The sequence below is a fragment of the Prevotella conceptionensis 9403948 genome (assembly GCF_000312305.1).
GTDB classification, from domain to species: domain Bacteria; phylum Bacteroidota; class Bacteroidia; order Bacteroidales; family Bacteroidaceae; genus Prevotella; species Prevotella conceptionensis.
Genome location: NZ_HE999448.1, coordinates 259,961 through 261,788, shown reverse-complemented (window position 1 = coordinate 261,788; position 1,828 = coordinate 259,961). Strand labels below are relative to the sequence as shown.

The 1,828-nt window shown below is 44.2% G+C and carries 1 protein-coding gene; it reads right to left on the bottom strand.

All coding sequences use genetic code 11. The features are described 5' to 3' along the window. Window positions 1–1,256: 1,256 nt before the first annotated feature. A partial coding sequence (locus BN93_RS10430; RefSeq protein WP_019188269.1) for a site-2 protease family protein occupies window positions 1,257–1,828 on the bottom strand: 572 nt, incomplete at its 5' end.

Sequence of the window (1,828 nt, the reverse complement as noted above, 5' to 3'; positions counted from 1 at the left end):
CTACGTCAAGAGAATAAGACAGACAAGATGCCGACAAGCAAACGAAAGATGAACAGGAAGCGATGGAAACAACCTAAAATAATAGGTAAGCGGTCTAACGACCGATTGGGGTTGAAGTTGGCAAGTTTACGAATTTGTCCGTGGATTACCCCCAAACGGACTTGAAATGTCGTAAACTTGCCAACTTATAATATAACAAACGGCCTTAAAATGGCGTGCAAAAGGGGGCGAAATTAAAAACCCGATGCCCCTTAACAACAAACAAATGCGTTTGGGATGGCACACAAAAGGCTGTCTACTTGCAACAAAAGGACATCATAACGAAACAAGTCATACCCTTAAAATAAATAAAAACTTTTTACAAAACGCACATTTCCTGCCTACCATTCTAGAAAGCAAAACAGCCAAAAAGCAAGAAATTAGGCCAAATTTTGCGGTCTAAGGCTTCTCCATCGCTGTCCATTTTAAGGAAATCTAATGCGTTTTGCACCATTTTACCTTTCTAGATTGCACGCCGATCGTCATTTTCATCACCCAAAATCCATGCTAAAAGCAGCAAAAAACCACTTTTTTAAGCACTATTTAGCCCCAAAACACGTCTGTTTTCAATCAAAAGTCATGATAAAACGCTCCAATCCCAGTGCATTAATATACACATGCGCACGCCATTTGCCCCATATAACCCTGCGTTTTGGTGCATTTTACCCTGCGTTTTGGTGCATTTTACCCTGCGTTTTGGTGCATTTTGCACTGCGTTTTGCACCATATTACCTCGCATTTAGCAGCAAAACGCACTGCGTTTAGCGGCATTTTGCACTGCGTTTTGGTGCAAATCGCAAGTGGCACCATAGAGATTGCATATTGATGTAATACAAAATGGGGCTGCCTACATATGTATGCAACCCCATTCTGTATCAAAAACAACTCGCGCAAGAATCGATTAATTGCGACCGAGTGGACAATCGGCTGGAAAAACGGCAGCCATTAAGCGGTTATTCGTTCGGAAGATGTGACATTTTTAGGAGTTAAGGAGTTATGGAGTTAAGGAGTTAAGCCAATTGCATTGCAGCTTGTGATTATAGATGGTGTCAGCCTAATCGGAGAAGTCCGACTGGTCTGACTGGTCTGATTTGTCCGACTGGTCCAAAAACCAGAACAACCTAGAAATCTAGAAACCACTAGGCACCTTTAAAGGCGCAGCCATCTTTTCACTCTTTCACCTTTTCACTCTTTCACCTTTAAAAGCCTTTTCACCCTTACATATACCCCAATGCGCGGAGCACATCGTTAAGGTTGGCCATAACCATTAATATAATAAGAATGGAAATGCCTGCATACTCGGCGCGCACCATGAACTTTTCGCTGGGTTTGCGCCTTGTAATCATCTCGTAGAGCAAGAAAAGCACGTGACCACCATCGAGAGCGGGTATGGGAAGAATGTTCATAAAGGCGAGAATGATGCTAAGAAAAGCCGTCATAAGCCAAAACATGTGCCAATCCCACATGGGGGGGAAGAGACTTCCTATCGCTCCGAAACCGCCCAACGACTTAGCACCATCGGCCGAGAACAAGTATTTCATGTCGCCTACATAGCCTTTGAGCACTTTTACGCCATAGGCTGCGCCAGCAGGAAAGCTTTCAAAGAAACCATATTCCACGTGTGTTTCCTTATATTTGGCCAGTCCGTTGGTGAAAACCATACCAAAAAGCAAGTCGGCATTAAGCTTAACCGCTGCCGTGGTGGCCGTTGTGTCGCCCTGATGAACAAAGGATATGGTGGTGTTTAGTGCCTTGGCACTGTCGGCAGGAGTGGTTGCAGCGGCCAAAA